The 26,537-nt window shown below is 60.1% G+C and carries 25 protein-coding genes and 1 pseudogene; 9 read left to right on the top strand and 17 right to left on the bottom strand.

Annotation, left to right across the window (positions count from 1 at the left end):
• Positions 1–147: 147 nt before the first annotated feature.
• Together AACY36_RS20975 and AACY36_RS20970 are read left to right on the top strand one after the other, a co-directional pair.
• Positions 148–825, top strand: coding sequence for a sterol desaturase family protein (locus AACY36_RS20975; RefSeq protein ID WP_339418031.1), 678 nt, complete (start codon positions 148–150; stop codon positions 823–825).
• The gene (locus AACY36_RS20970; RefSeq protein ID WP_339418033.1) at positions 822–1,919 is read left to right on the top strand and encodes an SMP-30/gluconolactonase/LRE family protein; all 1,098 of its coding nucleotides are present in this window, start codon (positions 822–824) and stop codon (positions 1,917–1,919) included. Before AACY36_RS20975 ends, AACY36_RS20970 begins: the two co-directional genes overlap by 4 nt.
• 60 nt (positions 1,920–1,979) lie before the next feature.
• On the opposite strand, the gene AACY36_RS20965 is transcribed toward AACY36_RS20970, so the two are convergent.
• The 6 genes from AACY36_RS20965 to AACY36_RS20940 form a co-directional block, all read right to left on the bottom strand.
• A complete protein-coding gene (locus AACY36_RS20965) occupies positions 1,980–3,491 on the bottom strand; it encodes an acid shock protein (RefSeq protein WP_339418035.1) in 1,512 nt (503 codons plus the stop codon).
• Between the two features lie 127 nt (positions 3,492–3,618).
• Positions 3,619–3,972, bottom strand: a complete 354-nt coding sequence (locus AACY36_RS20960; protein WP_339418037.1) for a hypothetical protein — start codon at positions 3,970–3,972, stop codon at positions 3,619–3,621.
• A 2-nt stretch (positions 3,973–3,974) separates the two neighbouring features.
• Entirely contained in the window at positions 3,975–4,970 is a 996-nt protein-coding gene (locus AACY36_RS20955) for a hypothetical protein (RefSeq protein ID WP_339418039.1), read from the bottom strand.
• A gap of 137 nt (positions 4,971–5,107) precedes the next feature.
• Entirely contained in the window at positions 5,108–6,172 is a 1,065-nt protein-coding gene (locus AACY36_RS20950) for a lipocalin-like domain-containing protein (RefSeq protein ID WP_339418041.1), read from the bottom strand.
• Positions 6,162–8,624, bottom strand: coding sequence for an ABC transporter permease (locus AACY36_RS20945; RefSeq protein WP_339497541.1), 2,463 nt, complete (start codon positions 8,622–8,624; stop codon positions 6,162–6,164). The genes AACY36_RS20950 and AACY36_RS20945 overlap by 11 nt, the downstream gene beginning before the upstream one ends.
• 1 nt (position 8,625) lies before the next feature.
• Positions 8,626–9,294: an ABC transporter ATP-binding protein gene (locus AACY36_RS20940; RefSeq protein ID WP_339418045.1), complete on the bottom strand. Its 669-nt coding sequence runs from the start codon at positions 9,292–9,294 to the stop codon at positions 8,626–8,628.
• A 274-nt stretch (positions 9,295–9,568) separates the two neighbouring features.
• Here AACY36_RS20940 and AACY36_RS20935 point away from each other — a divergent pair, with 274 nt between their 5' ends.
• A complete protein-coding gene (locus tag AACY36_RS20935) occupies positions 9,569–10,246 on the top strand; it encodes a histidine phosphatase family protein (RefSeq protein WP_339418072.1) in 678 nt (225 codons plus the stop codon).
• Positions 10,247–10,420: 174 nt separating this feature from the next.
• Complete coding sequence (gene arnT / locus AACY36_RS20930; RefSeq protein ID WP_339418046.1) at positions 10,421–12,076, top strand: lipid IV(A) 4-amino-4-deoxy-L-arabinosyltransferase; 1,656 nt, start codon at positions 10,421–10,423, stop codon at positions 12,074–12,076.
• Positions 12,077–12,132: 56 nt separating this feature from the next.
• On the opposite strand, the gene AACY36_RS20925 is transcribed toward arnT, so the two are convergent.
• From AACY36_RS20925 to AACY36_RS20915, 3 genes are all read right to left on the bottom strand, one after another.
• Positions 12,133–12,846 carry an AAA family ATPase gene (locus AACY36_RS20925; RefSeq protein ID WP_339418048.1) on the bottom strand — a complete coding sequence of 238 codons (714 nt, stop codon included), beginning with the start codon at positions 12,844–12,846 and terminating at the stop codon, positions 12,133–12,135.
• Positions 12,846–13,589: an ABC transporter permease gene (locus AACY36_RS20920; RefSeq protein ID WP_339418050.1), complete on the bottom strand. Its 744-nt coding sequence runs from the start codon at positions 13,587–13,589 to the stop codon at positions 12,846–12,848. Before AACY36_RS20920 ends, AACY36_RS20925 begins: the two co-directional genes overlap by 1 nt.
• Before the next feature lie 378 nt (positions 13,590–13,967).
• Positions 13,968–14,411, bottom strand: coding sequence for a hypothetical protein (locus AACY36_RS20915; RefSeq protein WP_339497540.1), 444 nt, complete (start codon positions 14,409–14,411; stop codon positions 13,968–13,970).
• A 534-nt stretch (positions 14,412–14,945) separates the two neighbouring features.
• On the opposite strand from AACY36_RS20915, the gene AACY36_RS20910 reads away from it, so the two are divergent.
• Positions 14,946–15,740, top strand: a complete 795-nt coding sequence (locus tag AACY36_RS20910; protein ID WP_339418053.1) for a helix-turn-helix transcriptional regulator — start codon at positions 14,946–14,948, stop codon at positions 15,738–15,740.
• A 261-nt stretch (positions 15,741–16,001) separates the two neighbouring features.
• Here the strand turns inward: AACY36_RS20910 and AACY36_RS20905 are convergent, their stop codons facing one another.
• Positions 16,002–16,406 carry a Rid family hydrolase gene (locus AACY36_RS20905; RefSeq protein WP_339418055.1) on the bottom strand — a complete coding sequence of 135 codons (405 nt, stop codon included), beginning with the start codon at positions 16,404–16,406 and terminating at the stop codon, positions 16,002–16,004.
• Between the two features lie 325 nt (positions 16,407–16,731).
• On the opposite strand from AACY36_RS20905, the gene AACY36_RS20900 reads away from it, so the two are divergent.
• Complete coding sequence (locus tag AACY36_RS20900) at positions 16,732–17,190, top strand: REP-associated tyrosine transposase (RefSeq protein ID WP_339418056.1); 459 nt, start codon at positions 16,732–16,734, stop codon at positions 17,188–17,190.
• Here AACY36_RS20900 and AACY36_RS20895 read toward each other — a convergent pair.
• The 5 genes and pseudogenes from AACY36_RS20895 to AACY36_RS20875 all read right to left on the bottom strand — a co-directional run bounded on the left by AACY36_RS20895 (position 17,160) and on the right by AACY36_RS20875 (position 21,653).
• Entirely contained in the window at positions 17,160–18,158 is a 999-nt protein-coding gene (locus AACY36_RS20895; protein WP_339418058.1) for a pyridoxamine 5'-phosphate oxidase family protein, read from the bottom strand. The two genes, AACY36_RS20900 and AACY36_RS20895, sit on opposite strands and share 31 nt — an antisense overlap.
• 79 nt (positions 18,159–18,237) lie before the next feature.
• Positions 18,238–19,122 carry a LysR family transcriptional regulator gene (locus AACY36_RS20890; RefSeq protein WP_339418060.1) on the bottom strand — a complete coding sequence of 295 codons (885 nt, stop codon included), beginning with the start codon at positions 19,120–19,122 and terminating at the stop codon, positions 18,238–18,240.
• Positions 19,122–20,039 (bottom strand): LysR family transcriptional regulator, encoded by a 918-nt coding sequence (locus AACY36_RS20885; RefSeq protein WP_339418061.1) that lies wholly within the window; start codon positions 20,037–20,039, stop codon positions 19,122–19,124. The genes AACY36_RS20890 and AACY36_RS20885 overlap by 1 nt, the downstream gene beginning before the upstream one ends.
• Positions 20,040–20,059: 20 nt before the next feature.
• Positions 20,060–20,674 (bottom strand): annotated as a pseudogene (locus AACY36_RS20880) (glutathione S-transferase family protein); the annotation flags it as partial.
• A 106-nt stretch (positions 20,675–20,780) separates the two neighbouring features.
• Complete coding sequence (locus AACY36_RS20875; protein ID WP_339418063.1) at positions 20,781–21,653, bottom strand: LysR family transcriptional regulator; 873 nt, start codon at positions 21,651–21,653, stop codon at positions 20,781–20,783.
• A gap of 148 nt (positions 21,654–21,801) precedes the next feature.
• On the opposite strand from AACY36_RS20875, the gene AACY36_RS20870 reads away from it, so the two are divergent.
• Both AACY36_RS20870 and AACY36_RS20865 read left to right on the top strand, forming a co-directional pair.
• Complete coding sequence (locus AACY36_RS20870; protein WP_339418064.1) at positions 21,802–22,575, top strand: glucose 1-dehydrogenase; 774 nt, start codon at positions 21,802–21,804, stop codon at positions 22,573–22,575.
• Positions 22,576–22,589: 14 nt separating this feature from the next.
• A complete protein-coding gene (locus AACY36_RS20865; protein ID WP_339418066.1) occupies positions 22,590–23,663 on the top strand; it encodes an L-idonate 5-dehydrogenase in 1,074 nt (357 codons plus the stop codon).
• Between the two features lie 40 nt (positions 23,664–23,703).
• On the opposite strand, the gene AACY36_RS20860 is transcribed toward AACY36_RS20865, so the two are convergent.
• Entirely contained in the window at positions 23,704–24,495 is a 792-nt protein-coding gene (locus AACY36_RS20860) for an ABC transporter permease (RefSeq protein WP_339418069.1), read from the bottom strand.
• The gene (locus AACY36_RS20855; protein ID WP_339497539.1) at positions 24,492–25,169 is read right to left on the bottom strand and encodes an ABC transporter ATP-binding protein; all 678 of its coding nucleotides are present in this window, start codon (positions 25,167–25,169) and stop codon (positions 24,492–24,494) included. Before AACY36_RS20855 ends, AACY36_RS20860 begins: the two co-directional genes overlap by 4 nt.
• Before the next feature lie 132 nt (positions 25,170–25,301).
• Here AACY36_RS20855 and AACY36_RS20850 point away from each other — a divergent pair, with 132 nt between their 5' ends.
• Positions 25,302–26,378: an aldo/keto reductase gene (locus tag AACY36_RS20850; protein WP_049712509.1), complete on the top strand. Its 1,077-nt coding sequence runs from the start codon at positions 25,302–25,304 to the stop codon at positions 26,376–26,378.
• Positions 26,379–26,537 lie beyond the last annotated feature (159 nt).

Here is a 26,537-nt window from a genome sequence, read left to right as displayed (position 1 = left end):
CGAGAAACTAGCAAGGAAATTAGGCAGGCGCAAGGGGCCGCTGGTCGGTCGCCCCCACATTAGAGTTATGTGCTACGCAAAAACTCGCACAAATTCGAGTAGCAACTAAGCTCATCCACCAACAATAAAAATACCGAGCTGCCCGCCATGCGCCACCCCACCGAGACCTTTCGCGTCCGCTACCGCGCTAACGTCGCGCCCCACTACAACCCCTGGCTTCACGCCAGTTTCGTGTTCGGCTACGGCGTTGCCTGCATCGCCCTTGCGTGGTCATCCACCGCCCACATATCCACATTGCAATGGCTGACAGTGCCTTTGACGCTGGTGTTCTTCAACCTCTGCATCTACCTGGTGCACCGCCACCTCGGCCACCATAAACATGCCTTGACTCGTTTGTTCTACGCGCGCCACACCGGCGATCACCACAGCTTCTTCACCCCCGGCCACATGACTTTCGACAGCCCGAGGGACTGGCGCGTTATCCTGTTCCCGGCCTGGCTGATCGTGTTGCACAGCCTGGCAATCACCTTGCCCGCCTGGTGGCTGCTTCAGCAACTGAGCCCCAACGTCGCCGGGCTGTTCGCCGGGTGCATGATCCTTGGGTATTTACTTTACGAAGTGTTTCACGCCTGCGAGCACTTGCCCGCCAATCACCCGCTGGCGCGCCTGCCGTGGATCCGCCAGATGCACCGGCTGCACGCCCTGCATCACCGCCGTGAGCTGATGCAGGGGCGTAATTTCAATATCGTGCTTCCCCTGATGGACTACCTGTTCGGCACCCTGCACTGGGAACCGCCTCCCCACAACAACCAGGAATTCACATGAGTACCCGCCCAACAAAACTGCGCCATCTGCTGTTTGTGCTGTTTCTGGCAGTGATCGCCTTTCTGCTATTAATGCCAACCAAGGTGCAACCGGTGAATTGGACGCCGCCCAAGGCGCCCTCGATGAAAGACGGCCCCTACGCCGAAAACCAGCGTCTCAAAGGTGTGCAGAAAATCGGCGCCCAGGACATCGCCGGGCCCGAGGCCTTGCTGCTGGATGCCCAGGGATTTCTGATCAGTGGCCTGCATGACGGACGCATCATCCGCACCTCGCCCGACAGCCGCAGCCTGGAAGTGCTGGCCAATACCGGCGGTCGCCCCCTGGGCATGGCGCTACACCCGGATGGCCGCTTGATCATTGCCGATGGGATCAAGGGGCTGCTTGCACTGGATGCCCAGCGCCAACTCACCATCCTCAGCACTGGCGCCAATGACCTGCCGTTTGGCTTCACCGATGACGTCATCGTGGACGCCAGCGGACGTTATGCGTACTTCAGCGATGCATCCAGTCGCTGGGGTTATGGGCAGGACGGTGAAGCGGTGATCGAGCATGGCGGCGATGGTCGGCTGCTGCGCTATGACTTCAGCAACGGCAACACCGATGTGTTGCTGGACCAGCTGCAATTCGCCAACGGCGTGGCGTTGGGTCCGAATGAAAACTATGTGCTGGTGAATGAGACCGGCGCCTATCGCATCAGCCGTTATTGGCTCAAAGGCGAACGAGCCGGCACCCATGATCTGTTCATCGACAACCTGCCCGGCCTGCCGGACAACCTCAGCTTCAACGGCAGGGACCGTTTCTGGGTGGCGCTGTACTCGCCGCGCAATCCACTGCTGGACAGCTTTGCCGGCTACCCGCTGCTGCGCAAGGTGATGGTGCGCGCGCTGATGGTGGTGCCCAAGCCGATCGAGCGCAAAGCCTTTGTGCTCGGGCTGGATACCGAGGGCAAGGTCATCGCCAATTTGCAGGACGGCAGCGCAGGGAATTACTCGCCCATCACTACCGCTCGGGAGTATGGCAACTGGTTGTACCTGGGTTCGTTGAAAAGCACGAGCATGGCGCGCGTGCCGTTGGCGCTGGCGTTGGCGCCCTGACGCAAAAAGGGCACACAGGCGCTCGGCCTGTATGCCCTCATTGCTTGCGGCTACACGCGTTTAGCTCTTGGTGCTGCTGAGCAAGGTTTGCTTGCACAGGTGACCAAAGCTGACGAACTCGGTGTTTTCACCGCCGACGCCAATGCCTGGGTATTCCAGCACCTCCATGCGCCACACGCCGTAGTTGAAGTCGGTACGCCAGGTGTTGTTGTAGCCCTGGGAGTAATCGACAAAGGTGGTCTGGAAGTCACCGGCGCACGTGCCCACGTTGATCGTGCCACCGGCTTGGCCGGAGCTGTCGGTCGCCGCCGAATACGCCTTGTAGACGATATTGCCGGTGTCCGGGTTGATGTGCTGGTCGAGATAAACAATCGGGTGCAGCCCCACCAGTGGCGCGCCGGTGCTGTCGGACAGGTTCATTTTCCAGGTCAGGTTTCGATAAGCCTGGGTGGTCATGTAGCCGTAGCCCACATCAGACGCGGAATACGGGATGCGCAACACGTTGGCCTCACCTTTCATATCCGGGTTGTCGACACGTGGGTTGGAACCAAAGGACAGGGTGTATTTACCCGTCGCGCTCCACGGCTCGTTCGGGTGCGGGTTCGGGCGCACCCGCACCTTGACCACACCGCCCACACCCGGACTCGGGATCGACGTCGAGACGATATTGGCACCTACGGTGACCCACTGGCTGCCATCGAAGCGCTCAAGGATCCATTTGCCACGGGTGCTGCCGCTGGCGGCATCGGCCGACAGGGCAATGCCCACGCTCTGGCCACGCACGGCGGTGAAGTCGAAGTAATCGACATCATCGAGGCTGTCGGCGTTGCCGCTGATGTAGTTCAGGGTGTCCGGCAGTTGAAAGGCAGTGTCCGGCGTGTCATTCGGTTCGAAGGCATCGATATTGGCATTGACAGCCACACCGAACTGGAAGCTCGAACCCGAGACAGCCGCATTGGCTTCCATGAACCAGTAGTAGTCACCCGCCGGCAATACGCCGCTGAGGCTTTCGTCACCGGTACCGGGGTTATTGGAAGTGCCCAGCGGGATCGGATTGCCTTGGCCATCGTCCTGGAACAGGGTCAAGGACATGTCGGTACCGGCCGTCTGGCCGACCAGCAGCGCATTGATCCGGGCCGTCTGCGGCAGGTTGAAGTGGTAGCACAGCAGGTCACCGGTTTGCACACCATTGACCGCGTACAACTCATTCACGTCCAGCGTGGTTTCACAGCCTTGGACCAGCGCCGCTTGCACGGCGGTGGCTGGCTGAGCGCCGGCTTTCTTGACCTGGGTTACCGGGGCAGGTGCGCTGTGGTCTTCCACCACCGAGTCGGCCTTGGCCTTCGCGGCGAACATCGGCTTTTTCAGTTGGGCGCCTGCGTTCAGTTGCTTTTTCAGCGCCGCCGAAGCCTTGGTGGCCGGGACTTTGCCAGCGGCTTTCAGGCTTTGCTTGATGTCAGGTTTAACGGCTTGCGCAGCCAGGTGAGGGTATTGCTCGGCCTGGGCAAAGGCCGAAACGAAGCAGGAGGCCGCCATGGCCGCGCCCAGCATAAAGGCTTTTTTCGATTTCATTTTTTATCCATCCATAGTTAAAAAGTGAAGCTCAGGTGACATCCGGTCACCTGGGATGGAATCTATGATATTACTGGATGTATGTACAGTATATTTTTCAGGGAAATGTGTAAAAAAGGACACGCTCTTAGAGCCAAGTACTCCAAAGACCCCAGTAGGCGGCCAAAAATATCGCGAGACGATACAGCCATACAGCCCAGCGCTTGAGTGCTAAAGGTATAGCGGCCAACTCTGCCTCAGTCACAAAACCGTCTTTCACGTGGCGTTTTGGCATTGTCAGGATACTGATCATGACGCACATACGATTAAATCTAGCGAGCCGCCGGTTTCTCCAGCGTTGCTGAAGTTTGAGCACCTCTACATTTTCACTGAAGTAACTTTCCAGCTCGTCGAGTTTTGCACGCGTGGCATAACACATCAGTCCCACAACAACGAACGTCCCAATCACCATCACGATGGTGTAGATGAAAAACCAAGACATCGTTAAGCTCCCTCTGGTTGAAAGATCAAATCGCCATCTATCTCTATGACCTTGCCGCCCAAGAACGCACCACCTGCTCCCCCTAGATTGCCTCCTGCATACCCTCCAGCAGCGCCCCCAACAATTGCACAGTTCAGAGCACCGCTTCCTCTAGTCGCGACACCTAAAAAAATGTTGCATGCACGACGAGTTAGATCAGCACCCAACGCCCCAACCCCCGCTGCCCCCAAAACCCCACCCGTAAACTTACCCGTCTCCACATACTTCGCCCTCCGACACTGCGCCTCCCTCCCCGTCACACACGCCTCCTTGATCTCCAACCCCGCCGCCCCCGTATCCAACACCAACCCCACATAAGTCCCTTTACCCAACCACTTCGACATCTGCGTCATCTCCCGGATCCGCTGCGCATACCCCGCGATCTCACCCTTGTGCAGATAACTCTTGGTCGAAATCCCCAATACCTTTTTCAACGACTCATTGCCCCGCAATCCCGTACCAAACCGCGCCGCACCCTGCAGCTGTACATCCAAGCGTCGAAACAACGCCTGGCGCTGCTGGATAAACATCGCCGTGTCCAAACCACCGTCTTTCAACCGCTGATGCAGCCGCTCGATTTCTTCCAGCGTTTGCGCCACTTCATTCAAGTGCCGCGCCCACGCCGATGTCGCGCTGCCGATACCCATCGAGCCATTCGCCAGGAAGCTCTGCAGCAAGTCATAGTTGTCGAGCATCGCCGTGCCGGCCGCGGCATTCAGCTCCAGATTTCGGCGGACTTCTTCGGCATGGCGCATCAGCCAGGCTTCCTCGACCGAACAACTCACGCTGTGGCTGTCGGGAATAATCACCAGTTGGCCCTGAGCCACAAAGCCAGTGCGCAGATGCCGGTTCAACACATCAAAATGGTCAGAACGCTGGCGGCTCAGGGCGCCGCCCATCAAGCGGATTTTCAAGCTCTGGTAGTCCGTCGCGCGGTCGTTGATATAGCTCTGCGCCATGCCCTACATCCAGAATGCAATAGAGATGGCGTCGAAATATAAGCAAGTGCCCACGCCCCGAACACAAGTCCAGGGGGGCCGATTCACATTTGGGAAGTTACCTACACAGCGAAGAAATAGAGTCTACAAAAACCACGCTAATATCCGGTCATCTCCAGATAACCTACCCCACCGTCAAACTGCACCGGCCCTTCCCAGTAAGGAATACTCAGGTTCATCCAGGCTTTGGGGTTGACGGCCTGGGGGGTGATATCCAGCTGTTTGCCAGGAATTTTCAGCGACCAGCGTGTAGGAATGTTGCGGCCGTCAATGTGGGTGGTTTCCAGCGGTGTCAGCTGGATATCCGCGTTGTGCAGGGTTTGCGTACGCCCTTCGTGATCAATCCAAGTGCCGGTCATATACGACGCGCCGTCGGTTTGTCGCACACGAAACAGCATCAACTGCTCGCCACGGTCCAGGTGCAGCGAGAACCAGTCCCAGCCGGTCTGGCTGGCGGTCAGCGGTTGGCTGCTCCACTCGCGGTCGAGCCAAGCGGGGCCGGTGACTTGATAGGTCTTGCCGTCGATGCTGACGCTGCCCTTGGCGTTGAAAAACGGCTGACTATAGTAGTACGACGCTTGGCCCTGGTCGGATTTGCGGCTGTAGCCGCCGTCGCCCTGCAGCACCAATGGGCGACTGGAAGTGAGGTGCACGTCATAGGCGAATTGCGCGCCGTTGGCCTTGAGCTGCATGTCCGCCAACGCGCTCGCGGCACCGGGGCGGGTGGCGAAACTCCAATCGTCAATCCAGGCGTTGAACGGCACCGCCTGGACGCCGGCCTGGCCGACGCCACCTCGGGCGTAGCGCTCGGCGGCGTAGTGGTGGGTGGCGGAAGTGACAGCGGCGTGCCCAAGCCAAATGGTCGAGTCGTGCCAGCCCGCTTGCGTCGGCCCGGCCTTGAGGGCGTTGCGAAACAACGTCCATTGCACGCCGAACACATTGCCTTGTTCATCCTTGAGGTTCGCGGTGACGTACCACCATTCAATGCGAAAGCCGGCGTGGGAACCATGGTCTTCGGGGAAGCTGAAGACTTTGCCGGGCACCACTTGGGCGAAATCTGCCGCGTCACTGCCCAGCCCGGCAAAGCTTTCCTGCGGCTCTGGGACTTTGTCGCAAGCGCCCAATAACACTAAAAACGCCCACAACAGGCACTTAATCTTCATTGGCAAACGTCCTCAACAAATCCGCCGGGCGGCTGCGGTTCAACTGCCACAACGGCCAGGCCGAGGCCAGCAAGGTCGCAAGCATCGCCAACCCGAGCAATTGAGCCAGCTGCCACGGGAACACCTGCAACGGCAAGCGCCAACCAAAGGCCTGCACATTGATCACAGCGTCCAGGCACCACGCCAACAGCAGGCCGAGCGGCACAGCCAGCACCAGCGTGAGCACCGCCAACAGCCAGGTCTGGCCGAGGTTGAGCAGCATCAATTGCCGACGGGTGACACCCAATGCCCACAGCGGTGCAAGTTGGCCAAGGCGGCTCTGGCTCTGGGTCAACAGGCTGATAAACAGCGCGACACCGGCCACGCCCAACGTCAGGCTGTTCAGCGCGGCCGTGGCGGCGAAGGTGCGTTCGAACACTTGGCTCGACCAACCCTTGAGTTGCTGTTGATCGATGATGCGACTGTCTTCCAGGGCAAAGGCGCGTTGCACCTCACGCACCAGCGGCGCCACGTCCGACGGTGAAACCCGCAGGTTGAAACGCGCCGGTGACAGCGTCGGCCAGTGGGCCAACAGGTGCTGGGCATTGACCAACACGTGGCCCTTGGGGTTGCCGTAATCGGCGTAGATCCCCACCAGTTTGGGCGCCCATACGCCGTGTGGCGTGGGGATGCTCACGCTATCACCGAGCTGCACACCGAGCCTGCGCGCCAATTGCTCGCTGAGCATCAAGGTATCGCCTCGCTGCAACTGGTCCCACGGAGCATCCGTCGCCTCAAGCAACGGCCAGTGCTGGCGATAGGTCGGGTCGTCGACCACGCCAAACAAGTCCGCCGGCCAGCCCTGCAATTGCACCGCGACCTGCCAGGTGGGCAACACCGTTTGTACCAACGGGTGTTGCGCCAGCCAGTGACTGAGCTGCTGCGCCTGCGTCGGGTTTTGCGGGTTGAGGTACAGCTCGGCGGTGAGACGCTGCTCCAGCCAGTTATTGAATGTGTGACGAAACCCCGAGGTCATGGAACCCGCGCCAATATTCGCGGCCAGGGCCAATAGCAATGCCATCAGCGCAAGACTCAAAGCCGGCAACTGTTGGCGGCAGTCCGCCAAAAACCATTGGCCGAGCACCGAACGGCTGCGCCCCAACACGGCCTTGAGCAGGCCATTGAGCACCACCGGCAAACCGAGGGCAGCGCCAAGCAACAAGGTGGCCATCAGCACAAAGCCGGCGGCCAGGCTATTGCCCACCCACAGCGCCAGCACCGCGATCAGCAGCGCAGCACTGGCCACCCAACCTTGACGGCGCAACCAGCGTCCGTGCGCCTCATGCCAGGCCTGGGCGTTGGCCAGCGCCAGCAATGGCAGGCGCGCCGCCCGCCATAAGCTGCTGGCGCCAGCGAGCAAAGCGCCGAACAAACTCAAGCCCAACCCCGCGCCCCACCACCACGGGCTCAGGTTTAACTGCCCCGCCACCTCGGCGCCATACAAGCCGCGCAGGCTGGCCGCCACATCCGGCAGCAGCAGACTGGCCAGCAGGTAGCCGCTCGTCACACCAAGCACGCCACCCAACAATGACAACACGCCGAGTTCGACGCTCAGGCTGACGATCAACATCCGCACGCTGACCCCGCAGGCACGCAAGGTACGCAACAGCCCGCGCCGCTGCTCCAGGGCCAGGCCGATGGCGGCGTGCACAATAAACAGCCCCACCACAAACGACAGGAAGCCCAGCGCATCGAGGTTCAGGTGAAAGCTTTCGGTGAGGCGCGCGAGGTTGTTGTCCTCGCCCTGCTTGAGTTGCAATCCGGCGGGCGGCGTGGGGTGGCCGGCGGCAAAAGCCTTGTCCACCAGCAGGCGCGACAGGCGCTCGGGCATCTCCAGCACAGGTTGGGCAAAACCAATATCGGTGAGCAGCAAGCCGGGTGCCATATCCGGTTGGGCTTGCAGCGGCGGCAGTGTATGACCGCTCAAGGTAGTCGGCTGCTGACCTTCGTACAGCCCTAGGCTCTGCAAGGTCTGCGGCGCGATCCAAGTGCGCCCCGGCGGCTCGAAAAACGCCAGCATCTGCGCCTGGCTCAAGCGCTGACCCGCCACCGCACCACTGCCGGGCAACGACACCGGGTCGATGCCCATCAACTGCAAGCGAACATCTTCCAGCCCCTTGAGCTGCAAGCGCCCCTGCACCACCGGCGACACCGGCCACCCGGCACGACGCAGCTGGGCAAACACCGCCTGCGGGAAAGCGGCCTCGTCAGGTGCACTGAGGCTGGCCTGCGGTTCACCCCCGATCAATTGGCTGGCGCGGGCATAGCTGTCGCGCGCCTGGCTGTTGAGCGCTTGCACGCCAATCAACAGCGCGGTGGCCAGCCACAGGCCGGTGAGCACGCTGAAGAACTGCACGGGATGCCGCCGCCAGTGGCTGAGCAGCGCGCGTAATGTCCAATAAAAAACCGCCATCTCAAGCGGCGCCTGCCGGTACGACACGGCCGCGGTGCAGCACCACCTGCCGGTCCAGCCGTGCGGCAATGCGCGGGCTGTGGGTGACCATCAACAGGCTGGTGGGGCTGTCGCGCAGCAAGTCGAGCAGCAGTTGCAGGACTTCATCGCTGGTGGCTTCGTCAAGGTTGCCGGTGGGTTCATCGGCCAACAACAGGCCCGGCCTTGACGCCAATGCCCGCCCCACCGCGACCCGTTGCTGCTGACCACCGGAGAGTTGTTCCGGGTAGCGCTTGAGCAGATCACCCAGGCCCAGGCGTCCCACCAGTTGCGCCTGCCACTGGGGGTCAAACCGCCCCGCCAGCCGCGCCTGGAACGCCAGGTTGTCCTCGACCCGCAAGCTGCCGATCAGGTTGAACTGCTGGAATACCAATCCGATTTGCGTACGCCGCCAATGGGCCAGTTGCGCCTCGCTGAGCTGATCGAGGCGCTGCTCACCCACCTGGATACTGCCGCCATCCACCCGATCCAGGCCGGCTACCAGGTGTAACAGGGTGCTCTTGCCGCTGCCCGATTCGCCCATCAACGCCAAGCTGCTGCGCTCGGCCAGGAGCAAATCGACACCGGCCAACACCGCTAACGAACCCTGGGGGGTGGCGTAGCTTTTAGACACTCCTTGCACCTGCAACATGGCAACACTCGTTTGATGGGCGGCAATCGAGAATAACGGTTGCGGCTCCCAGCCACGCAAATTTTTCACATTGATTTCACCGGCTGCCCACTCACTGCACTTTAAATTGCCGGCCATGGGTCATTCGTCGGCAACTTGTTAGTTGCCACGCCTGACAACTTTTAACCACAACATGTTCAGCGAAAAGACAGCCCACCTGTGACAGCCTCCGGCACCACTACGGGCATTCGCCAACACGTTGCGACCAACTAACACGACACTGCCAACAATGCCCATGGTGAATGAAGTGGTTGACCTTACCCTGACCAAACCGCGCTCACGCCGGGCCTTTATCAAGCGCCTGCGACCGCTATGGCTGGGGCTATTCGTGGTCGGCCTGCTGGTCGCCGGCAACCTGCTCTGGCACGCCTCGCCACGCGACCTGGGCGTCAGTGATCGCCTGCTGACGTCCCACGTGCTGCCCCTCTGGCGCGACGGTGACCTGATCGTGCTGGTGCGTCACGAAGAGCGCTGCGACCGCTCGACCAACCCTTGCCTGGGCCCCGTGGAAGGCCTGACGATCAACGGTAGCCAACAGGCGGAAACCCTGGGCAACGCCTTTAAAACACTGGGCATGGAGGGCAGCGACGCACTGGCCAGCCCAGCGATCCGCACGGCTCAGACGCTGCGCTTCATGTTTGGCAAAAACGAAGTGACCTCCGGCCAGCAAGCCGTCTGCGGCGCGGCGATGGGTGAAGAACTGCTCAGCCACAAAACCCCAGGACGCAACCTGGTTTTCGTCACCCATAGCGGTTGCATTGCCGACTTCGAAGCCACCCTGGGCTTTCCCCACGCCACGTTCCCCCAGTACGGCAGTGCACTGTTCGTACAGGTATTGCCCCACGGTAAATTCAAGACCTTGGGCATCGTCAACAATCCCGACTGGCCCGCCGCGCTGAAACAACTCTATTAACTTACCCTTCGGCCTGTTCAGCAAAAAGACAGCCCTGCCCTGGCATGTTTAGTTGCGCCTTTTCATTAAGGACGACATGACTATTTCCCGTAACTCAGTGAAGGCTGTGGCTATTTCCGTTATTACTTCATTACTTCAAACATCCGCCACTAAGCGTCAGGGAGCGACGTGCTCATGAATCGATTAAAGCCCCTGCCGGTAGTGTTGCTGGCCTTTATCGCGTTTTACCTGTTGCCTCTGGGCCTGCACGGCTTGTGGACCCCGGACGAAACCCGCTACGCACAGATCAGCCAGGAGATGCTGCAAAGCGGCAACTGGGTGGCGCCGCACTTCATGGGTATCCGCTACTTCGAAAAACCCGCCGGCGGCTACTGGTTGATCGCCCTGGGCCAGGCAGTGTTTGGCCAAAACCTGTTCGGTGTGCGCATCGCCTCAGCCGTGGCCAGCGGCCTGAGCGTGCTGCTTGCCTACCTGGTTGCCCGCCGCCTGTGGAATGATCCGCGCAAAAGCTTCGCCTGCGCCTTGCTCTACCTGAGTTTCGGCCTGGTGGCCGGGCAAGCGGGCTACTCCAACCTTGATCCGCAATTCACCTTGTGGGTCAACCTGAGCCTGGTCGCCCTGTGGTTTGCACTTGAAAGCGCCACGACGCGTGCTCGCCTATTCGCCTGGGCCGTGCTGGGCCTGGCCTGCGGCCTGGGTTTCCTGACCAAAGGCTTCCTGGCCTGGGCGCTGCCAGTGCTGATTGCAGTGCCCTACATGCTCTGGCAACGCCGCCTGGGCGAGTTGCTGCGCTATGGCCCGCTGGCGATGGCGGTTGCGGTGTTGGTGTGCCTGCCGTGGGCACTGGCGATCCACCTTCAGGAACCCGACTTCTGGCGCTTCTTTTTCTGGAATGAACACATCCGCCGCTTCAGCGCCGACAACGCGCAACACGTGCGTCCGTGGTGGTTCTTTCTGCCGATCATCGCGGTGTCTTGCCTGCCGTGGGCAGGTCTGCTGCCCGCCACCCTGTGCAAGACCTGGCAGGAAAAGCGCCAGCCGGCGATCACCTTCCTGGCCCTGTGGTTGCTGCTACCGCTGGTCTTTTTCAGCCTGAGCAACGGCAAGCTGCCGACCTACATCATGCCGTGCCTGCTGCCCCTGGCATTGCTGATGGGGCATACCCTGGTCGACCTGATCAGCACCGGCCGCGCCCGCACAATCTGCCTCAATGGCCTGCTCAACTTCGTGATCGGCATGGTCGCCATGATCGGCTTGATCTACCTGCAAATCGCTCGGCCGATTTACAGCAACAGCCATGCAGAGATGTTCAGCCTGTCCCTGGCTTTTATCGTGTTACTGGTTTGGATCCTCGCCAACTTGTTGCAAGCGTTTCGCCCGCTGACGTTGTGGGCAATGCCGGTGCTGGGCATCGGCCTGCTGGTGACCCTGCTGCCAGCGAGCATGCCGGCGTGGATCGCAGATAACGAAATGCCCGACCCGTTCGTGCTCGAACACCTTGAAGAATTGCAGCAGACCAACGCACTGTTGAGCAATGAACTGAGCAGTGCCAGCGCCCTGGCCTGGCGCCTGAAACGCCCGGAAGTGGCGCTGTATGACACCGAGGGCGAGCTGCGCTACGGTTTGCAATACGCGGGGGCGGTACGTCGCAAAGTCGAATTGGAGGACGTACAAACCTGGCTCAAGGACGCGCGCCAGCGCGGCTCGGTAGGCGTGCTGATGCGAGTCAACAGCACCAGTGAAATGCGTGAGGCAGGGCAACTGCCGCCTGGGGGCAAACGCTACCACAAGGGTTGCCTGGAACTGATCATCTACCCGAAATCGGCCTGAGGGCGGCATTGTGGATAACTGAACGCGGTGATCCTGCTGCCGTTATTCGGCGTGGTCTATCCATTTGGCAGGCTGGCGGCATGGATAAATGCCTCATCCAGACTGTCACCACCGTATGTGCTCATGAAGCTTTGCGCGTCTGTGAAACGGTTGAATCGCCGCTGACTAAGCATGTAAAAGTCATCGCAATGCATGACGATTTCATCAACGTTGTGCGACGAAACCAGCACCGCGACACCTTCCGCCGCCGCCCCCTTCAGGCATCGCCAAATGTGATAACGAAACTCAGGGTCTACACCCGCCGTGGGTTCGTCCAGTATCACCAGGTCCGCGTTGGCGCAGAGCAATGACAAAGTAAAAAACCAACGCTTTTCTCCGTAGCTACAGAGGGAGGATTTTTTGTTCCAAATGTCGCAATACCTTTCTGCAATGCCGGGGCTCCATTTTCCGATCCTCTCCAGAGCGTGCTGTTGAGTGACCTTTGTTTCGGAGCAAAAGAGCATGGTCATTTTGAAGATGTCGAACATGCGGAACACGGGGGGCGTGTTGATGATTTGCGACAGGTAAAGCAGTTTGGAAAAAGAGTTGTTTATCTCACCGCCAGCAATCTTCTTCAGGCCACAAATCACATCGAAAAAGGTAGTTTTTCCGGAGCCATTAGGGCCCAGCAACCCTGAAATGGAGCCCGCCTCAATTGTCAGAGTCGCATGATGCAACAAAATATGAGAGGCATACCTGACGTCAAGTGAGTTTACGATAAGCCGCTTCATCAATAACGACTCCATGCGGGATTGATAAGTAAAAAGCGAAACATCAAAAAGAAAGAAACCACCAACAAAACGACAACCATCAAAACAACCAACCAGCACTCCGCCAACCCGACTAACATAACCTTGTTTGCCCACCACATTGGATTAAAAAAACTAACGATGACAAAGGCTGGGCGGGAGGAACCCGTACCTACAATCCCGAGCGCCAACATCGCCAGTGACAACATGGAAAAGACAGTACTCGCATTCTGAAAACCCAGCGGCACCAGCGTCAGCAATAGCGAAGGTATGGCAAAAATAAGAAAACAAACATAAAACCGCACAACCACAACCAAGTATTCAGCGCCATTAAAAACGCCAAAAGAATAGCGTGTGAGCACATAGAAAACAGTGCAATACAGTACGGCGACAACCGAATACGCGAGAAACTGCCCAATAAGAAAGACAACCCTTGTTCGGCCCGTATAAACGAATGACCGCAGAAAGCCACTTTCCCTCCGGCCCACTATGTAGAACGCCAGACCAAATAGCGCCACACTTGACGCTACAAAAGCGTAAAACCAGGAAGTGCTGGACAAATAATCGACAGCGGTATCACTCACTGGAGCCTTGGCGTAGGTGATCAAATAGTAGGTCACCACAGGAGATACCACTGTCCAAAATAATGCAACAGGCTCTTTCAATTGTTCCTTTATAAAGAGCGCCGCGAGTGAACATGGCGCGAACAACAAATACTGATTCATTATTCACCTCACGGAACGGGACCTTTCTTTCTAATACTCAACCGCTTACCAACCCGCAAAAAAAAAACACTCTAGCCCTCCCGGAGAAAACCGCAACAGTTATAAATATTTAGCGCAGGACAGTTGACGATTTTAATAGGAAGTTTCACTCACCACTTTCGGAATACTAACAATTTCACAAAGTACCAAAGTTTCTTCCAGCCTTCCTCATCAAATACGACCTTTTATAAAATCAATACGATACGACTCACCAAATCATAAGAAACAGAAAGCTCCAACTCAGGTGTTTTTTGTAAGATGAGGACTATTCCTACAAGCACGCATAAAACAATCCGACAAATGGCACCATTCATATCGCGCCTGAATAGATAGGTAACCCTAACTTGACTCCGCTTCGTCGTTCAGCAGCGAGCTAGTCTTATGGACTGGCAACCCCCTCACCTGCTCCTGCACCGCCCGCCCCTCGGCCCGATTGCGAATGAACCCAGCCCGGGTGAACCGTTCCAGAAACGGCACCGGTAACGACGTGCCCGGTGTCACCGCAGGATGCTCGGCCACATCCCCAAACAAGGTGTAAGCCGCACTCGGCAAGTGCCGGGTGTTGAGGTCGCTGGTCAGCCGTCCTTGCTGCAATACGATCGCGCGGTTGGTGACCCTTTGCAGGTCGGACAGGCGCTGGGATATGTAGAGGATGGCCACGCCTTGTGTGCGCTGACTGTCGACCAGGCCAAGCAGGCGTTCGGTGTCGGGTTCCGGCAAGGCCGCGGTGTGTTCGTCGGGCTGTTGGTGCACGGCCACAATGCCGACTCGGCGTGCCGACAAGGGCGAGCTAAAGCGTTGGCGCTGCCCATCGACCCACGGTTCACCGGCATCCGGTGCCAGGGTGCTGCAGAGGATTGTTACGCCCGAATTAAATGCGTTGCCTCATCAACAACTCAATAGCTGAATCGCATAGCAAAAAGACTTTGAGTTATAGGTTCCTTATCAGCAGTTGGTTGATTGCTAGGCTGACGGTGAGCAGCTGAAACGATTAAAAAGCTGTAGGACATTGGCTATGTTTAGCCGCTGCCGGATTTCACGATCACCTCAAAAAAGTAATTATTACTTAATTATCAATACGTTAAATAACCTCAGAAACATCTCTAGGTTTTTCGCGTCCGGAATTGCCCCTCAGAAACGTCGAATTAATGACGTGGTTTTTATGGCACTTTGTATCGATCGTTTCCGCCACATGCGTAGGACGAATCCCCTAGCCAACTACAATTTCGAGTACCCACTCTGGTGTGTGAGCCAAGGATCGCCCCGCAAAGGCCAGAGAATTTGTAGACGGTTTTCGACATCAAGGATGAGATGGCAATGAGTTTGACCCGCAGTATTGCAAACACCCAAAGCCCGAATTTCTATGCCGAAATGGGCGAGTTGATTGCCAACAGTGGCCACGCGGACTTCGCCGCGCACATGCTGCACCTGGTGGACAAGTGGGTACCGATCCACCTGGTGGACCTCAGCGAATGGACCCTCGACGAGCTACGCAACCGCGTGCTCGATATCACGTTGCTCGGCAGCGCTGGCCAGACGCAGGATCTGCCGCCGCCCCTGCCCCTGAACTCCATGGACGACCACCCGTTGCTGCGGGAAATGCTCGGCATGCAGGACCCGCTGCTGATCCAGCTAAAGGCCAAGGCTAAAAGCGCGTACCCACGCGGCAACTCGCACCAGTGCAACCTGGTGTCGCGCCAGGGCAACCGGCGCTGTGTGATTTCGTTTTATCGTCCGCCCAACCATCGCGGATTTTCCCTGGCCGAGTTGTCGTTTCTCAAGTGCCTGTCGGACACCCTGCTGCCACTGATCGAGTGCCATGCGCAGAGCCTGCGCCAGGCGCCGCACGCCGAAGTCGAACCGGCCCACACGTTGCTGGAACAATCGCAATTGCAGCGTGAGTTCTACCAGCGCCTGTCCCTCGGCGACATCACCCTCTCGGCACGCGAGCAGGAGGTGTGCCTCGGCCTACTGACGGGCGGCACCGTGCCGCAGATGGCGGAAAAACTCAGCGTGAAGAACAGCTCCATCGAAACCTACCTCAAGCGCGCCGCTGCCAAGCTGGGCGTCAGTGGCCGGCATGGTTTGGCCAAATGGATGATCGGTGCTTGATGAGTAAATTGAGCGCATTCGCGATGGTAGGGATGCTCAGCGGTTGATCGCAGACTATCAAAGGCCCGAGGTATTTCAGGCACAGTAGCGTATCCAGCGCGCCCACCCGTTCCCGGGGTCCTGCTGCAATGCCGCCCGGATATCCTCCCGACCAAACACCGCTACCGCGGCGACATCGACAGCAATCCTACGTCCCTTGATGTAAAGCGTTGGAGGCCCCGTGGGATGAGGCACTTCCTGTGGTGAGGGGATTTGTTGCGCTCACTGTCGTGAAATCACAGCCTCAGCCTCAATCTCGATCAACCACTGCGGCAACGACAACCCGCGGACAATGATCCACGAAGACGGCGGAGGGTTGTGCGCGAAGCGCTCACGCAGCGCTTGGGCAATCGGCTCCTGCTGGTCACGCGCTGACTCGACGATATACAGCCGCAGTATCACCACATGGGACAGATCGCCGCCGACCTCGGCCAGAACCTTTTCGATATTGTCCAGGGCGGTCGCGGTCTGCTCAGCGATGCCAGGGCCGACAGTACGCTCCTGGGCATCCACGCCCACCTGGCCGGAAAGCAGGATGCGCCGGCCTTCCGGTACTTCCAGGGCCTGGCTGAAGCCATATTGCAGGGAGTTGAACACGGTTGTGGGATTGATGACTTTTCGCTGCATGACGAGTCCTTGTTGTCGGTGGGAAAACAAGGCTAACGCACTGGGTTGGGGCAATCTGGTGATTCAATATCTGGCAACATTTCAACCATCATGCCCGGGACCCTTGTAGTGAGCGGGCTCGCCCCGCGCTGGGGGGCGAAGCCGCCCCAAACAAGGCAACGCAAAACTCACCTGACACAGCGCGGGGATCCGTTTTGGGGCGGCTTCGCCACCCAACGCGGGGCAAGCCCGCTCACTACAAATATTCAGTGACCAAATCGCGGAGGTTCACTGTAAATCGCGAGCTAGCGTTAATGTTCCTAAGCACTATTTCTGGAGCAACGGATTGCGCCCAAAACCTCAAACACATCGCCTGCGTCACGGTCGCTACTCAGAACACGGACGTAGCTATCTCATTACCATCGTCGTTCACCACCGCCAGCGTTTGTTCGCCGACCTGTTCCTGGGTCGCCTGATGGTTGCCGAGTTCCGACAAGTTCATGAACTTGGGTTGATCGATTCCACGGCATGGGTAATTATGCCTGACCATATTCATTGGCTGTTTGAGTTGAAACAGCAGACGTTGGCCGACGTTGTCCGGCGCATCAAGTCACGCAGTACGCTGACGATTAACAGGCGTCGCAGAAGCAAGGAACGCGTCTGGCAACCTGGTTATTACGATAGGGCTGTGCATGTAGAGGATGATATTCGTACGATGGCGCGCTACATCGTGGCTAACCCGTTGCGAGCAGGCCTGGTTGAGCGGGTAGGCGATTACTCACTGTGGGATGCTGCCTGGCTCTGACAGCGCGCCGATGGGCAATCATCGAGATGACCAACCCGTTGCTTCCCAATGCGTCCTACGGCACGAAACAGCCTACCAATGCCCCACCTCAGCGCCAACGCCGCCGGGCGGCGGATCACGTGCTCCACGGTCACCGTCCACAAGCGCTGGGCGCCTTCAAACAAGGCCACGTGCGGGCCGTCGAGGATCAGCGAGGTCCGCCCGGCAACCTGCAACACATCCCCCGAGGCAAAATCGACAAACAGCAACCCCGCCAGCGGGTTCACCTGCAAGTTGCCCAGGGTGTTGAAGAACAGGTTGCCGGCGAAGTCGGGGATGGTCAGCACGTTGCCTTCAACCCGCACAAAGCCGGTGTTACCACCGCGATGGGAGACGTCCACCGAGCGTTGGCCGTCCACGTCCACGTAGCTGGCGACAAAAAACGTGTCGGCGTCGCGGATCATCGCTTGTGCCGCGTCGTCCAGGCCATTGAAGCGTTCCACCTGCGTGCCGGGCTTGCGCGCGATGGAATCGATCGGCCGCAGTTGGATGTACTTAGGGCAATTGCCGAAGGTGTGCACCACGTCGACCGAAAAACCATCGTGATCGCGCCCGCTGATTCGCCCATTCATGCGGTTGCGACGGCGGGTGTTGAGGTCGATGCCCAGCACGCCCACCGACGCGCCGTTGAGCAAAGCGTTGCGGGCAGGATCGCCCGCAGACGGCAGGCTATCGATCTGCAAGGTCTGTGGGCGTGGCGAGTGGACAAAGCCCGGCGCCCCTTCCACCATCGTCGCCCAGGGAATGCCCTGCTCGTCCACCGCGCCCAACATCAGGTAAGGCAACAAGGGATAGAAATCCCGATGCTGCTCCGGCAGATGATCACGAATCACCTTGGGCCCGACCACGGCCATGCGTTCGGCCACGCCAACCGCTGCTTGCATCTGCCGTTCGCCGGCATGCCAGGGAGTTTGTTCGATCAGGTTCATGGCGAGCACCTCATGTTGGATACGTCGATGCTGCGCCTTGCCAACCACCGAGGGAATAACCACTCCGGGCAATCCACTATTACGCCAGTTGAAAGGCTGGATGCTCGCGCAGCGCAGCCACGCAGTGGTCGACAAAACTGCGCACACGCATCGGCGCATTGCGACCTTCGCGATACACCACGTGCACCGGCAGCGACGGCGGTTCGTAGTCCGGCAACACCTGCCGCAGTTGGCCCTTGAGCAGATGCTCGTGAACCGGATAGCTCAGGCAGCGAATCAGCCCCGCCCCGTGCACGGTCGCATTGATCGCGCCCTGCACCGTGGCGCAGTTCAGGCGCGCGTGGGTCTTGAGCTGATAGCCATGGAAATCCCAATACACCTGATCGGCACTGGCAATCAGCCGATGTAGCATGAGGTCATCCGGGTGCAGGGGTTCGCCGTTGGCCGCAAGGTAATCGGGACTGGCGCAAAGGATAGGCCGCACCCGGCCCACCGGCCGTGCAATCAACGATGAGCTGGGCAGTTCGCCGACGAGGATCGCCACATCCAGTCCCTCTTCATGCAGGTTCGGGTAATAGTCATGGTAGTGAGCAACGAGGCGCACCTCGGGGTAGCGGTCCATGTAGTCGGCCAACACTGGCGCCATCACATAGCGGCTGAACAGGAATGGCAAAAACACCCGCAGATTGCCCTCGGCCTGCACATGCAACCCTTTGGCCGAGGCTTCGGCGGCGTCCACGGCGGTGAGCAGGCCCACGCAGTCGACCAGGTAGGCGCTGCCAGCGTCGGTCAGGCTAACGCCGCGCGTACTGCGCTCAAGCAACGGCACGCGCAAACGCGCTTCCAGGCGTGCAATCGCCCGCACCAGGGTGGGCCCCAACACCCGCGCATCCCGCGCCGCCGAGGCCAGGCTAGGTTGTCCGGCCAGCGCGGCGAACAGTTGCATATCGCGATAACGCGCCATCAGCTGCGCCGTTTCATCGCCGGGTTAAGGGCGGCGTCCTGGCTCAGGCGATGGCTGAGAAAGTCGACAAAGGTGTTGATCTTGGCAGGCACGCGGCCGCTTCTCTGGAACACCACCTGAATGGGCAAGGGTGCCGGCTCGAAGGCTTCCAGGACAATTTCCAGCTCCCCGGCGGCCACCGAGGCTGCGACTTGATAGGACAGTACCCGCGTCATGCCCCAGCCCAGCCTCGCCAGGTTGATCGCGGCATTGTTCGCCGAGACGACCAGGCGCGGCTCAATAGGCACCGTCAGCGGCTGATCCGCGTCGACAAAATTCCACTCACTCACCAATTGGCTGGACGACGTGGCAATCTTGGCCTCACGCACGTGCGACGGATGCCGGGGCCGCCCGTGCCGGTCGAGATAGGCCGGCGATGCACACACCACCCGACGAACTTCGCCGACCTTGATCGCCTGTTGCCCCGGCTCGTGCAGATGGCCAATACGCACCGCCACATCGACGCCTTCGTCGCTCATGTTGACCACGCGGTCGACCAGCAAGGCGTTGATGTTGACCAAGGGAAACCGGTCGAGGTACTCCCCCAGCACCGGCGCCACATACAGCTCGCCAAATAGCACCGGCGCGGTCACCGTCAGGTGGCCACAGGGGATGGAATAACTGCCCGCCGCCGCGTCCTCGGCTTCATTGAGTTCCGCCAGGATGCGCCGACAATCTTCCAGGTAACGCTGGCCGGCTTCGGTCAGGTGCAGGCTGCGGGTGGTGCGTGCCAGCAGTTGAGTGCCGATGCGCGCCTCCATCGCGGCGATGGCCCGTGTCACGCTCGGGGGTGAGGTTTTCAGGCGGCGCGCGGCGGCGGCAAAGCCCTCCTCCTCGGCCACCGCCAGGAACACCTGCATTTCATGAAATCGATCCATCGGTGGCCCTCTTGAACGTTACTGTGACTGCCTACCGCCGTGCGCGGCATGCCGACAAAGCCCGGCAACGCCTCGATGCTGGCGAGCCAGGCACGCAGATGAGGGTAGTCGGCCAGCGATACATTGCCTTCCGGCGCATGGGACACGTAGGTGTAGAAAGCGATATCGGCAATGGTCGGTTGCTCGCTGGCCAGGAAGCGGCTTTGGCTCAGTTGTGCTTCGATCAACTTCAGCAAAGCGTGGGATTTGGTAATGGCAGTGACAGTGTCGACCTCGGCACCAAACACCAGGGCCAACCGTGCTGTGGCGGGCCCGGCGTGAAGTTGACCGGCGGCAACCGAGAGCCAGCGCTGCACGCGGGCCTGCCCCAAAGGGTCGCTCGGCAGCCATTTTCCTTTGCCGTATTGGGTCGCCAGGTAGAACAGGATTGCATTGGAATCGGCCAACACAGTGCCGCTGTCGTCAATCGCTGGCACCTGGCCGAAGCTGTTGACCGTGGCAATAAAGTCGGGGGCTTTGTGGGCGCCTTGCTTGAGGTCCACGAGGATATAGTCGGTGGGCAGCCCCAGCAGGGACAGCATCAGCTCGACCCGGTGGGAGTGGCCGGACAACGGGAAACCATAGAGTTTGATCATGAGAAGCTCCAACAGCGTGGGGTATCGACGCCCCGCATGTTCCACCGCTGCCCCGACCGCAGGAATCACCAGGATTTACAATCCAGTATTTCATCCGGCGAAACAATCACGCGCCGGATAATGCCACGATCAGGTTGAACAAGGTGGTCTTCACCGCACTGTCCAGCTCGGTCCAAGCCAAACCAGTAGTGGCCTGAAAGGCGCCCAGCTCCATAGGCCGCGACACGCAATTGGACGGCAGCGCCCGTGCCGCCTGCTGCGGCAGCACCCCAACACCCAGCCCTGCGGAGACCAGCGCGAGCATGGTGGTAAATTCGCCCAGCTCAGAAGCGATCTCCAGGGGCATGCCCACGGCCTGGATAAATTCGTCGTAGAAACCCGGCGCATAGCGTCGCGCGAGAATGTACACCGGCACCCGAAGCAGATCGGTGGGGTGGATCGACGGCTTCAACGCCAAGGGATGATCCATCGGCAACGCCACACAAAAATGCTCGTGCAACACCGCACGGGTCTGTACGCCGGGGTGACTGGCGGGCAGGCGCATCAGGCCGAAGTCCAGCAGGCCGCGCTTCAGCGCGGCAGCCTGGTCGGGGCCGGCCATGTCCTTGAGCTCCAGCTCGATACGCGGGTATCGCCGGTGCACCGTGCGAATCAATTCCGGCAACAACTGCGGCAGCACCGACGACACAAACCCCAGGCGCACCCGGCCGATTTCGCCGCGATTGGACGCCCGCGCCGCGTCCGCCGCACGCGCCGCCTGATGCAAAGTGGCCTGGGCCTCAGGCAGAAACACGCGGCCCGCATCGGTCAGGGTCACCGAATGGCGATTGCGATCCAGCAGGCGTACGCCCAGGCCACTTTCCAGCAATTTGATCTGCATGCTCAACGCCGGTTGCACAATCGACAGCTGCGCCGCCGCCCTGCCGAAATGCAGCTCTTGGGCGAGCACCACAAAGGCGCGCAAGTGCTTTAGCTCCATCAAGCTTCCCCGGTTATCACAGATGTTGATCACCCGATCATAAATGAACATTGGACCCACTGCCTGTACTGGAGTGAACTGAGGCCAACCAAGCAGGACATCATCGGGTTTTGCTGATAACAATAAGCGCGTCAGGAGCAACCGCCCCATGCACAACGTTTTAGACCACTTTCGCCTCGATGGCCGGCTTGCGCTGGTCACTGGTTCCAGCGCCGGTATCGGCCTGGCGATCGCCCGCGGCCTGGCCCAGGCCGGTGCGCGGGTGGTGCTCAACGGGCGCAACCGCAGTACCTTGCGCGACGCCGCCGCACTGTTGACGCTGGAAGGCCTCGAGGTGCACACACAGGCCTTTGATGTGACCGACAGCGCGGCCATCCAGGCCGCCGTAGCGAACATCGAAGAACGCCTCGGCCCGCTGGATATCCTGGTGAACAACGCCGGCATGCAACGCCGTGGCCCGCTGGAAGACTACAGCGAGCAGCACTGGCGCGAACTGATCAGCACCAACCTCGACAGCGCCTTTTTGGTCGGCCAGGCCGTGGCGCGGGCAATGATTCCGCGCAAGCGTGGGCGCATCATTAATATCTGCTCGGTGCAAAGTGAGTTGGGCCGCCCGGGTATTGCGCCGTACGCGGCGAGCAAGGGCGCGCTGAAAATGCTCACCAAGGGCATGGCCATCGATTGGGGCCCCCATGGGCTGACGGTCAACGGGATCGGGCCTGGGTATTTCAAGACCGAGCTGAACGCCAATCTGGTCGCCAATCCGCAATTCAGCGACTGGCTGGTGCAACGCACACCGAGCCGCCGCTGGGGTGAGGTGGACGAGCTGGCCGGCGCCGCCGTATTCCTCGCCAGTGACGCCGCCAGCTTCGTCAACGGTCATATTCTTTACGTCGACGGTGGCATCACCGCGTCGCTGTAACCCTGGAGAATTGTATGCACGCCATTGTCTGCCATGCCTCGAAAGACTTGCGAGTCGACCGCCTGGACGAACCACAGCCCCTCGCCCCCGCCCAACTGCGGGTACGCATCGCCCGGGGCGGTATCTGCGGCTCCGATTTGCACTACTACCAGCACGGCGGCTTCGGCACCGTGCGTCTGCGCGAGCCGATGGTGCTCGGCCATGAAGTGTCGGCGGTGATCGACGCGGTGGGCAGCGATGCCGGGTCGTTCAAGGTCGGGCAACGCGTTGCGGTATCCCCGTCGCGCCCCTGCGGTGGTTGCCGTTACTGTCATCAAGGTTTGCCCAACCATTGCCTGAACATGCGCTTCTACGGCAGCGCCATGCCTTTCCCGCATATCCAGGGCGCGTTTCGCCAAAGCCTGGTGATCGAGACCCATCAGGCCCATCTGCTGGCCGATGAAGTCAGCCTGGCCGAAGGGGCGTTGGCCGAACCCTTGTCTGTGGGTTTGCACGCGATCCAACGGGCCGGCGCAGTGTTCGGCAAGCGCGTGCTGGTGACCGGCTGCGGTCCGATCGGCAACCTGTTGATCGGTAGCCTGCTCGCTGCTGGCGCCGCTGAAATTGTCGCTGTGGACCTGTCTACCAGCGCCCTCGCCTGCGCTGAAAAAATGGGGGCCACGCGCACCCACAACCTCGCTGGCGGTGCCGATGCGCTGAAACGCTACACCACTGAAAAAGGCTATTTCGACGTCATGTTCGAAGTCTCCGGCAGCGCCCAGGCCCTGCGCAACGGCCTGGAATGCATCGCGCCGCGAGGCGTGCTGGTCACCGTGGGCTTGGGCGGCGACGTGTCGCTGCCGCTCAATCTGCTGGTGAGCCGCGAGATCGACCTGCGAGGCACCTTCCGCTTCCACCCGGAGTTCGCCCAGGCGGTGGACTTGCTCAACCGCCGGATCATCGACGTGCGCCCGGTAATCTCCCATACGGTGCCATTTGAGCAGGCGCTGCAGGCGTTTGAACTGGCGGCGGACAAGACGCAGGCGATGAAGGTGGTGTTGGATTTCGGCGTGCCTGATCCGGGAGTGCAGCCCTCCCAACAACACTGAGCCCCTACTCCCACAGTGTTCAGTGGCGTTCCCGAGGCCATCAGCGCTCTTGCAAACGATCGCGCAAGAACCGATGGCTTGGGGAAAACAACCGCCGATACGTCAACAGCACCGCCCCCACCGTGCCCAACGCCGACGAGGCCGCAATCAAGAACATAATCACGATCTGATACCGCACCGCATCCACCGGGCTCTCTCCCGCCAGCACCTGCCCGGTCATCATGCCGGGCAGGCTGACGATGCCCACCACGGTCATCTGGTTCAGCGTCGGGATCATCCCCGCGCGCACCGCCTGACGGATGGCTTCCTGCGCCGCTTCCCAGCGTGAGCCGCCGAGGGCCAGGATCATTTCAATGGTGTTGCGCCCTGAGGTCAGCTCCTGGGTCATGCGTTCGATACCCAGCGATACGCCAGTCAGGGTGTTGCCGAGGATCATGCCGAGAATCGGGATCGCATACTGCGGCTCGTACCACGGATGGATACGGATCACCGCAAACAGGCCCACCGCCGTTACCAGCCACGAACTGCCCCACACCGACAGGATGCTGTCGACGCGCTGCCCCCGATAAGTCCGCTGCCCACGCCCCGCTGCCGAGAGACCGGCGATCAGTGTCATGGCGAACATCAACGGCAGCACCACGTACCAGTAGGCAAACTCGAACACCCAGCCCAGCAGGTAACCGATGGCCAGCAGTTGCACCACGGTCCGCGCCGCCGCCCATAGCAACTGGCGCTCCAGGCCCAGGCGCAACAGCAACGAGAGCGCACCGTTAATCAGGATCAGCGAGGCGGCGATGCCCATGTCCAGCGCGGTGAGGTTTTGATAGTTCATGCCGGTGTCACTGCGCTCAACACGCCAGCACTCATCTGCAAGTGGATGTCGCTCATGCGCCGGGCCTGGTCGAGGTCGTGGGACACCCAGATAAAGGCCCGTGTGAGATCGCCGGCAAACCACGCATCGATCAACGCTTCCACCTCGCGCGAGGAAGCTGGATCAAGGGCGGCGGTGGGTTCGTCGAGCAACAGCACTTCGGGGTTGAGTTGTAAGGTGCGGATCAGCGAAACCACCTGGGATTCACCACCCGACAGGTCGACGGCGCGCTTGGCCAGAAAATCCGGGGCCTTGCCGGCGTGCCCGAGCAGTGTGGTGACCGCCGCCAGATCGAAGCTACGCTTGCGCGAGGTCTTGAGGCTGAAGGGAAAGCGCAGGTTGTCTTCCACCGTGCCGTCGAGCAGCGCCGGGCGTTGGGACAGGTAGCTGATATGGCAGCGGTAATGGGGAATCTGCGCATTGCCGATTGGCTGGCCGTTCCACAGGATCTGCCCGGACGTGGGCGCATCCAGCAACGCCAGCGCGCGCAGGAACACACTTTTTCCGGAACCGGACGCGCCGGTGATCGACACGCGGTCGCTGGCGGTCAAGCTGAAATCGGTGGGCTGGAGCAAGGGCACTTGGCGGCGCTCGTCCATGCGTATGAGGGCGCGGGTTTCGATCAGTACGCTCATGGACGCGGGGCTCCTTGTAAATCCTGATAGACGCAATGGTGAGGCAGACGCACGAAGTTTTCATGAAAAAATTCAAACTATCGCCACCCACGTCGTTCACACCATCACGTGCAACGTTCAGTAGGAGGCAACATGCAATACCGACAACTGGGCCATTCCGGCTTGCTGGTGTCCGAAATCATCCTGGGCACCGTGCCTTTTGGCGGCCGCGCAGAGTTTGAAAAATGCGGATCGGTGGACGTGCCCCAGGCCAAGCGCATGTTCGATATCGCGTTCGACGCGGGTGTGAACATGGTCGACACCGCCGATCTCTACTCCCACGGGCTGGCCGAAGAAGTGGTCGGTAAAGCCCTGGGCGACAAGCGCCACGACATCCTCCTGGCCACCAAGGGCCGCAGCCCCGTTGACAAGAACCCGAACAACTCTGGTTCCTCGCGCTATCACTTGATCCGTGCGTGTGAGGCCAGTTTAAAACGTTTGGGTACCGACCATATCGACCTTTACCAATTGCACAATTGGGACGGTATGACGCCCATCGAGGAAACCCTCGAAGCGCTGCGGTTGCTGGTGGGCTCGGGCAAAATCCGCTACTTCGGCACCAGCAACTTCACCGCCTGGCAGATGATGAAAACCCTGGGCAAAGCCGAGCTGCATGGCATGCTCAAGCCCATCACCCAGCAGATCTACTACACCCCGGAATCCCGCGAAGCCGAGTATGAGCTGCTGCCACTGGCGCTGGATCAGTCAGTGGGCACCCTGGTATGGGGCCCGATGGGCGAGGGTTTGCTGACCGGTTCCACCCGTCGCGGGCAAAAACCGCCCGCTAACACCCGTCAGGGCAGCGATTGGCCGGAACCCTATGTGCACGACCAGGAGCGCGCCCTGGACATTATTGAAACCCTCGCTGCTGTCGGTGATGAACACGGTGTCTCAGTTGCCCGCACGTGCCTGGCATGGCTCAAGGATCGACCGGGGATCACCTCGCTGATTGTCGGCGCGCGCACCGAAGAGCACCTGCGTGACAACCTTGCGGCGACTGAACTGAAACTCACCGAAGAGCAGTCTTTGCGCATCGAGGCGGTGACACGTCGCCAGCCGCTGTACCCGTACTGGCATCGTTTCACCGCCGGTATCGACCGCTTTGATCCGGCGGAACAGCCGTTTCTGGCGGAGCATCAGAAGACCCTGGATGCGCGCACCGACAAGTAGCGCGGGCAGGTGACACACCGCAGAGCAAAAACTGTGGGAGGCCCCACTACATCTTCGACGTAGCGCTGTCGCGCATCAAACTGGTTCATCGTAAGGTTATAGAACGCGTGCGGGGCAAAGGCCGTAGCCAGCACTGGTGTGTCAGCACCCGAGTGGGAG

The sequence above is a fragment of the Pseudomonas sp. EA_15y_Pfl1_P101 genome (assembly GCF_963970835.1).
Taxonomy (GTDB): domain Bacteria; phylum Pseudomonadota; class Gammaproteobacteria; order Pseudomonadales; family Pseudomonadaceae; genus Aquipseudomonas; species Aquipseudomonas tritici.
The sequence above is the reverse complement of the archived record's forward strand: the minus strand, read 5'-3'. Positions and strand labels throughout refer to the sequence as shown.

Coding starts and splice junctions, on each gene's coding strand:
- AACY36_RS20975 (WP_339418031.1), top strand. CDS start 148: ATGCGCCACCCCACCGAGACCTTTCGCGTCCGCTACCGCGCTAACGTC.
- arnT (WP_339418046.1), top strand. CDS start 10,421: ATGAATCGATTAAAGCCCCTGCCGGTAGTGTTGCTGGCCTTTATCGCG.
- AACY36_RS20865 (WP_339418066.1), top strand. CDS start 22,590: ATGCACGCCATTGTCTGCCATGCCTCGAAAGACTTGCGAGTCGACCGC.
- AACY36_RS20905 (WP_339418055.1), bottom strand. CDS start 16,406: ATGCAGCGAAAAGTCATCAATCCCACAACCGTGTTCAACTCCCTGCAA.
- AACY36_RS20950 (WP_339418041.1), bottom strand. CDS start 6,172: ATGAAGATTAAGTGCCTGTTGTGGGCGTTTTTAGTGTTATTGGGCGCT.
- AACY36_RS20970 (WP_339418033.1), top strand. CDS start 822: ATGAGTACCCGCCCAACAAAACTGCGCCATCTGCTGTTTGTGCTGTTT.
- AACY36_RS20860 (WP_339418069.1), bottom strand. CDS start 24,495: ATGAACTATCAAAACCTCACCGCGCTGGACATGGGCATCGCCGCCTCG.
- AACY36_RS20885 (WP_339418061.1), bottom strand. CDS start 20,039: ATGGATCGATTTCATGAAATGCAGGTGTTCCTGGCGGTGGCCGAGGAG.
- AACY36_RS20940 (WP_339418045.1), bottom strand. CDS start 9,294: ATGTTGCAGGTGCAAGGAGTGTCTAAAAGCTACGCCACCCCCCAGGGT.
- AACY36_RS20895 (WP_339418058.1), bottom strand. CDS start 18,158: ATGAACCTGATCGAACAAACTCCCTGGCATGCCGGCGAACGGCAGATG.
- AACY36_RS20925 (WP_339418048.1), bottom strand. CDS start 12,846: ATGAAGCGGCTTATCGTAAACTCACTTGACGTCAGGTATGCCTCTCAT.
- AACY36_RS20870 (WP_339418064.1), top strand. CDS start 21,802: ATGCACAACGTTTTAGACCACTTTCGCCTCGATGGCCGGCTTGCGCTG.
- AACY36_RS20875 (WP_339418063.1), bottom strand. CDS start 21,653: ATGGAGCTAAAGCACTTGCGCGCCTTTGTGGTGCTCGCCCAAGAGCTG.
- AACY36_RS20850 (WP_049712509.1), top strand. CDS start 25,302: ATGCAATACCGACAACTGGGCCATTCCGGCTTGCTGGTGTCCGAAATC.
- AACY36_RS20920 (WP_339418050.1), bottom strand. CDS start 13,589: ATGAATCAGTATTTGTTGTTCGCGCCATGTTCACTCGCGGCGCTCTTT.
- AACY36_RS20945 (WP_339497541.1), bottom strand. CDS start 8,624: ATGGCGGTTTTTTATTGGACATTACGCGCGCTGCTCAGCCACTGGCGG.
- AACY36_RS20935 (WP_339418072.1), top strand. CDS start 9,569: ATGGTGAATGAAGTGGTTGACCTTACCCTGACCAAACCGCGCTCACGC.
- AACY36_RS20955 (WP_339418039.1), bottom strand. CDS start 4,970: ATGGCGCAGAGCTATATCAACGACCGCGCGACGGACTACCAGAGCTTG.
- AACY36_RS20890 (WP_339418060.1), bottom strand. CDS start 19,122: ATGGCGCGTTATCGCGATATGCAACTGTTCGCCGCGCTGGCCGGACAA.
- AACY36_RS20960 (WP_339418037.1), bottom strand. CDS start 3,972: ATGTCTTGGTTTTTCATCTACACCATCGTGATGGTGATTGGGACGTTC.
- AACY36_RS20965 (WP_339418035.1), bottom strand. CDS start 3,491: ATGAAATCGAAAAAAGCCTTTATGCTGGGCGCGGCCATGGCGGCCTCC.
- AACY36_RS20910 (WP_339418053.1), top strand. CDS start 14,946: ATGAGTTTGACCCGCAGTATTGCAAACACCCAAAGCCCGAATTTCTAT.
- AACY36_RS20855 (WP_339497539.1), bottom strand. CDS start 25,169: ATGAGCGTACTGATCGAAACCCGCGCCCTCATACGCATGGACGAGCGC.